Annotated in this window: 6 protein-coding genes and 1 pseudogene; all 7 read right to left on the bottom strand. The window is 42.2% G+C overall.

Annotated features, from left to right (window positions below; translation table 11 throughout):
• The coding region (locus J2S23_RS11025; RefSeq protein WP_307122766.1) for a VirB4-like conjugal transfer ATPase, CD1110 family at positions 1–2,318 on the bottom strand (2,318 nt) is incomplete at its 3' end.
• Entirely contained in the window at positions 2,275–2,628 is a 354-nt protein-coding gene (locus tag J2S23_RS11020; protein WP_307122765.1) for a PrgI family protein, read from the bottom strand. The genes J2S23_RS11020 and J2S23_RS11025, both read right to left, overlap by 44 nt.
• 190 nt (positions 2,629–2,818) lie before the next feature.
• A complete protein-coding gene (locus tag J2S23_RS11015) occupies positions 2,819–3,673 on the bottom strand; it encodes a VirB6/TrbL-like conjugal transfer protein, CD1112 family (protein ID WP_307122764.1) in 855 nt (284 codons plus the stop codon).
• 16 nt (positions 3,674–3,689) lie between these two features.
• Positions 3,690–3,932: a hypothetical protein gene (locus tag J2S23_RS11010; protein WP_001072180.1), complete on the bottom strand. Its 243-nt coding sequence runs from the start codon at positions 3,930–3,932 to the stop codon at positions 3,690–3,692.
• A gap of 17 nt (positions 3,933–3,949) precedes the next feature.
• A complete protein-coding gene (locus tag J2S23_RS11005; RefSeq protein WP_307122763.1) occupies positions 3,950–5,770 on the bottom strand; it encodes a VirD4-like conjugal transfer protein, CD1115 family in 1,821 nt (606 codons plus the stop codon).
• On the bottom strand, positions 5,770–6,258 hold the full coding sequence (locus tag J2S23_RS11000; RefSeq protein ID WP_003052084.1) for a hypothetical protein: 489 nt from the start codon (positions 6,256–6,258) through the stop codon (positions 5,770–5,772). The genes J2S23_RS11005 and J2S23_RS11000 overlap by 1 nt, the downstream gene beginning before the upstream one ends.
• Before the next feature lie 76 nt (positions 6,259–6,334).
• Positions 6,335–6,451, bottom strand: a pseudogene (locus J2S23_RS10995) (CPBP family intramembrane glutamate endopeptidase); the annotation flags it as partial.

Here is a 6,451-nt window from a genome sequence, read left to right as displayed (position 1 = left end):
CTCATGATGTCAAAGAGTTGGGTTTGAAGTGGGATTTTATTTCTAAAGGGAACAACAGTTGAGCCTGCCTTAATCAATCCAGCTCCCTTTTCTGGATTAACCAAGTATTTCTCAAGTTCTTTAGATAAGCCCAAAAGATGAACCAACTCTTCTCGGTCACTCTTAGCTTGTTTTAGAAGTATCATGAACTCGCTATTAGCGATAATACGTCTGCCGTTGGCATCAAGAAGTAAGGTTTCTACGTTTTGAGTAATGCCTGTTGGAATGGCGCCATACTTACGGACACGGCTCCATAATTTAAAGAAGAAATCAGAAGCGTACTTATCCAGCAACAGAAGCTGCATTTCATCAAAGTAAATCCAGGTCTTCTTGCCAAGTTTTTGGTTTTTAACCACGCGATTCCAAATCTGGTCAAAGATGACCATGAGGGCAATCTGCTTCAATTCATCCCCTAATTTTTTGACATTGTAAATGAGGAAATGGCTATCCGTTTTAATATTAGTACGGTGTGAGAAAATGTCGAGTGACCCTTCCACATAGAGTTCCATGTCAAGGGCTAAGTCCTTGGCTTCTTGTTCAGGTTGTTTAGAAAGAACAAAGACCCATTCCACGAGAGATGGTGTGTCAAAATGTTTATAGGTTAGCCGTGTTACACGGTCAATTAGGGACTTTTCTCGACCGTCCATTTTCCGGTCTAAGAGTTTCCCAATCCAAGACAATAGAAATTCAGATTTGACCTTAATAGGGTCTTCATCCATATTGTCATCGGATAAGTCTAAAACGTTTAAGAAAGTGGTAGAGTCAGGCGCAATGTCAATACTTTCCCCACCAAAGGCTTGACCAATGATACTGTACTCATTTTCAGGGTCTACAATGATGATTTCGGTATCAGTCTCTGCTTCTTTTAACTTGGTTGAGATGATTTCATGCTTAGTCGCCATCCCTTTACCAGCACCTGATGTCCCTAGAATCAATCCTGATGGGGTATTGAGCTTCCCACGGTCAATAGTAATAATGTTACTTGAAAGCTGGTTTATCCCATAAAACTTCCCGCCCTTATCTTGTAGGTCAACAGAGGTCCATGGGGAGTTGACGGCAATGTTTGAGGTCAAAAGAGACCGAGACACACCCTCAAGGTAGTTCTTCCCAAATGGCAATAAGCTATTAAAGGCAGCTTCTTGCATATAGGTCAGATTATCAATCACAAGGTCATTAGAACCTGCCACTTGTTTGATAATATCAAGGGAGTGCTTCAATTGGTCTTCGTTATCCGCAAAGACCCCAATCACAAAGAGGGTGTCAAAGAGCTTGTCGCCTGTTTGCGTCATGGTTTTAATCAGCTCATCGGCTTCATCGATGTTACTTTCTAGGACCTGACTAACCTTTTCAAGATATACGCCAGATCGTGCCATCTTTTGTTGTTCCCCAATTTTTTGCGATTCCATCAAAGTCTTCTTGGTACGGAGCTTGGTCATGGCTTCTGACTTGGCTGACCCTTTGGCATGGAGACTAATCATCACTTCCAAATCCGACTGCATGAGTTCTCGTAAGAACTTATCTCCCAACTCCATCCCATAGTCACGAACATAGACAATCTGAAGCAGTCTATCATCCATTTCAATATGATTTTTGTGCTTAAAGGACAGACTGGTTGGGGCAATAAAGTGCTTGGTTGTTTGTCCTGAACGCACCAGGTCTTGATAAGTAAAGGGCAAATGATTTTCCCCACGCAACATATCAGCCAAGTGATTCACACGGCTTTCTCCACTGAGGAGGGTAAAGTTCGCATCAATTTCAGAAAAACCACTCTTGAAGTATTCCCCAATCTGAGACAGAGAGCGATAAGCGAGTTTCGGATTTTGGTCTGATTTCCCAAAAGAGATGAATTTAACAGCTGAAAAGTTATTTTCTCCAGCTTCAAGGTTATTTTCCATAATACGGTTGAGTTCTTCCCGATAGGTATCGTAGCCATCCTCATGAAAAGGATACAAGACACCCTTTCTAAACTTATCCAAGTTGACCCTCTGGTTAAAAATAGTAAGTTGGAAATTGGTCTTGTCATCCAAACTGTTAATCAAGTCCGAATAGGTTTCCATAATGGCTCCCTTATCCTCCAAACCAACCGTTTGGTAATTGACATCTCCTAAAAGATAGGACTGAGAAAAATAATCTGGGGTGACTTGCATGAGACCATTAGGAAAAAGGGCTTGGTAAAGAAGCGTATTAACAGTTGTTGGTAGCACTTCTTCTTTTGGTTTACGTGTCTTCTTGTGTTTAGAAGAGGTCTTTGGTTTCATTGAGCGATTTGTTTTTTTCACGTTGTATTCCTTTCTGTCCAGTTAGTGTACGGTCTGGTATGGTCATTTCATAATGCCATTTATAATTAAGATACGTTTCAAAAGGTAAGTCATTAGGGCGATAGACCCCAAATAACATGAGGGGAATGGTAAAAGTAAAGATAAGACCATAGACAAACCAATCCCCAAATTGCCAATAAAAGAGGTTTAACCCTAAAATCAGGATGGTAATAGCAATGGCTGGTAATACAAAAATAACTTGTCGTGTGGTAAAACCTAGCCAAGCCCTGTGTTGAACTTTTGTGATGTCCTTAAAAACACGTGTATTCATAAGTATTATCTCCTTCTTTGATAAAAGGACTAAGATGGAAATCTCAGTCCAGTTTGAATGGTTTAATGAATTTGACGCAGTAGACGTCTGAACTCTCTTCGCTAGTTCCTAGCTATGACAGTTCTAGTCGTCCTTGCGGAGGTAGGACGACGTAATCGACTGCAAAGCAGTACCGATTCCTGTCCTACTCTCACATGCCTAGGATACTTCTCGCAGTCCGTTGACTGCCCACCAAGGCAATGATCAATAAAATAGCCTGAACTAAACCACCAAAGGCAGTCGCTAGCGTCTCCATCACTCCCGCCCCATTTGAGAGAGCCAATTTCCCAGCTGATTCAAAGAGGGGAACAAGGGAGATGATTAAGAAAATCAAGACACCTTGGAGAGCATAGACCATGATGTTTTTCAGGTAGCCAATCCCAACGCTTCGCCAATCGTCACTAAGGAAAGTCGGAATCGTTAAAGGCGCAAATGGAATCATGAGATAAAGTTGGATAAAGCGAATGGTAATGAGGAGATTCACCACCATCACACTAACCAATCGCACTAACCATATCAGAATGGCAAAAAAGCCAACAATGAGTTTTCCAATAATTCCTGACCCTTTAAGTCCTGAAATGGTCTCATAAGTCGTTCCCCCATGAGAAACGACACCAGCTACGCCTTCAATGATGTGAGAAGCAACGGCTAAGATGGCTTCTACAATAACGGTGGTGTTTGTAATGACCACAGCCACCATGATATAAGAGACAATCATAGGAGCAATAGCTTCAAAAGTCATGGCACCACCTGAGTTGGCGATTTTCTTAGCCATCTTCGAGAACTCAAGGACTAAAACGACTGCTAAAATAGCCACTCCCAATGGTTGCATCACTCCTTTTGTGATCGCTGACATATAAGACCACACGGTTGGGTTATAATCCGCAAGGGATTTGATCAAGTTGGCCGTCGATTCCAAGTCCACGTTAAAGCCTTCAAAAAGGCTATCGCTTGAAATTTTCTCCGAGGCTAGATAGACAAAAGCTGAAGGTAATGTGTTGTTCATGTCATACTTAGCCCTCCTAAATGGTAATTTGGGTGATGAAGGCACCTGCGGCACCTACCATAACACCACCCACAATTTCTAAGATGGCATTGCGGACACCAGGTCCACCATCCTTGATATTGGTTGATAGGTTAATAATGCCCATGACGACAAGAAAGGCGCCTGTCGCAACCATTCCTTTTTGTAAGAGCGCCATGGCTTGGGCAAACATGGAACTGGCGTCCACGCCATAAACAAAGCCTGTTAATTTTTGGTTCATACGATTCCTCTTTTCTATTAGTGTAGTGTGTTTTCTGTACTTAAATCTCTGACCTTATGGTCAGAAGGTTCAAACGGAACTTCCTCTGTTTCTAGTGGGTCAATGTGGTAATGCCACCAACGTTCATCTGACTCCTTATCCGCCAGGTATTGCCAGTTCTTGTGTTTCAAGGGAAAGAACTTTTTCTCCTTAAAAACAGGAACCCCTGCAATTCTCACCAAGCATTCATCACGTTTCATGTTTCCGACTTCATCAGGGGTCATGAGATCCCTTGCGATTTTCTGATGAGACGTTGACCCAGACCCTGTTTGGCCATACGACCGACTGGTACTTCTCACATCAATGGTTTGTTTGCCTAAGAGACCACTCATAAACTTAAAGGTCTCTTCATCATTGCCTCCAAGATAAAGCAAACTGTCACAGTTTCCTAGAATGGTTTTCCAAGCCTCCTTCTCCTTATAAAGCCCTTGAAGTTGGGCAATGTTTTGAAGAATGGGTACGAGACTCATGTTCCGTGAGCGAACTGTTGAGGTTTGTTCCGCAAAGTCTGGAATTTCACCGACATTCGCAAATTCATCTAGATAACTTCTGACGTGGATAGGCAGTTGCCCCTTAAAGTCCACATCAGCTTGTCTCGTTAAGGTTGAAAAGACGGTGGAGAAAAAAAGGGCTGAAAGAAACCGAAAGGTGGTGTCATTATCTGGAATAACGAGATAGACCATGGTTTTCTGCGTTCCCCATGTTTTTAAGTCCAAGGTGTCACGTTTGGTTAAATCAATGACAGATTGGATATTAAAGAGGGCGAACTTAGCTGTTGTCACGGCGATTACCGAATCCAAGGTCTTATCCTTGTAGTTTTGGAAGTCTGCCCAGTTACGCATGGTGAAGTTTTCTGTCCCATATGTCTTGGCATAGGTCTCAAACATCACTTCTAAGACACTCTTATCTTGATTTTCTCCTTTGGATAAGAGCTTGATGAGTTTTCCAATTTCAGAAAAAGAGGGGTAACGCCCACTCTTACGACGACTGTCTGCTTCTTCCTTTGTACTACCTGGAGGATTGTAAAAATCCACCAAGTAAGAGGAAATGGCTCTCACTAAGGTCATGGAAGCTTCATCCCAAAAAGGATCACTGCGACTGCCATTGCCTTTGGTATTATTGAAATAGACCGTAAGCATACGGTTCAAATCATTCTCCGTTTCCACATAACGAAAAGGATTAAAGCCATCTGAGTTAATCATGTTTACAAGGTCTAAGACCTTGACCTGATAGCCATGCTCTAAAAAGAGCTTCCCTGTCTTTTCAGCTAAGTGATCCTTAGGGTCAACGACAATATTGGAACAGTTTAGCTGAATCAGATTGGGTTTGACAAATCGAAAGGTCTTCCCGCTACCAGACCCACCAATGACCACAAGGTTCTTGTTTCGGTCAAATTGAGGAGCTTTCTTTTCTAACAGGGTTAGTCTAACATTTCGTGACAAAATGGTGTCATTAAAGGGATTCTTACTGAGAAAGGATTTACGCTCACGATTGTTTCCAAAGCGAGCAGAACCATACTCAGCCCCTTCTCGGTAAACCTTTTGACCAGTTGAAACATAAAGATAGACTAGGCCCATCGTCACAAGCCCAAAGCAAAAGCCTAAAACTGATTTGCCAGTGAAATTTCCATTCCACAAGGGATTTAAGACCTGATTCTGTCCCTCTCCTAAGAGATAGACAAGACGTTCCAAAGGTGGTTGATTAGGTAGACTATCGTAAAGCAAGACTAGCCGATGGCAGAAATAGCCAAGAGCAAGTCCTAATACGCCAAAAATAAAGGCTTTTTTCCCTGAGACCATTAGAGAATGACCTCCTTTGTTTTCACAGCAGAGGGTTCTGACATCACAATCTGTTCCTTGGCTTGTGCGATTTCCTCATCAAGAGTTTTATCCATAGTTAGCCCTTTCAGTTTTTCTGGATTGGAAACCAACTTCTGAAGCAACTCATCTAAGTGCTTGTCTAAGAGCGACTTATCCTTAGCATAGAAATGAAGGTAATCTCCTTGCCAACTAATGGCAATAGGAAGGTTTTCTGATTCCACCAATTCCTTGAATTTCTCGACATCAACTGGTTTATCCAAGATGTCTTTTGAGATATTCAGCGACTCAATGGCATATGGACTTTGAAGGAGTTCTTCTAACTTTTGAACCCCAATCTTATAAGCCGAGTCTTGTGCTAGGGCGTGTCTAGCTGACCACTCTAAGAGTTTAAGAAGAACCTTTACCGTAAACATAGTACTACGTTCCGCATATTGAATAGCTTGGCGTTCCTGTTGTTCGGATGACATCATTTCCTCCTTTATGTGATTCCCCTTCAAAACAATAGGGTGCTTTCATGATACGAAAGCACCCTTGATTTTGGTATCACAATATAGATAGGAGAAAGGCGATACTGTTCCAAGACAGATGAACGAGAGTTGAGTTCAAGCAGTCTGTTTGCCCTCTCACCACACCAAGTGTGAGACCTAAACTCCCATAAAG

Source organism: Streptococcus moroccensis (assembly GCF_030812835.1).
Taxonomy (GTDB): Bacteria; Bacillota; Bacilli; order Lactobacillales; family Streptococcaceae; genus Streptococcus; species Streptococcus moroccensis.
The sequence above is the reverse complement of the archived record's forward strand: the minus strand, read 5'-3'. Positions and strand labels throughout refer to the sequence as shown.

Excerpts from the sequence above, each read along its gene's own strand:
- J2S23_RS11020 (WP_307122765.1), bottom strand. The coding sequence starts at position 2,628 with ATGAATACACGTGTTTTTAAGGACATCACAAAAGTTCAACACAGGGCT.
- J2S23_RS11015 (WP_307122764.1), bottom strand. The coding sequence starts at position 3,673 with ATGAACAACACATTACCTTCAGCTTTTGTCTATCTAGCCTCGGAGAAA.
- J2S23_RS11010 (WP_001072180.1), bottom strand. The coding sequence starts at position 3,932 with ATGAACCAAAAATTAACAGGCTTTGTTTATGGCGTGGACGCCAGTTCC.
- J2S23_RS11005 (WP_307122763.1), bottom strand. The coding sequence starts at position 5,770 with ATGGTCTCAGGGAAAAAAGCCTTTATTTTTGGCGTATTAGGACTTGCT.
- J2S23_RS11000 (WP_003052084.1), bottom strand. The coding sequence starts at position 6,258 with ATGTCATCCGAACAACAGGAACGCCAAGCTATTCAATATGCGGAACGT.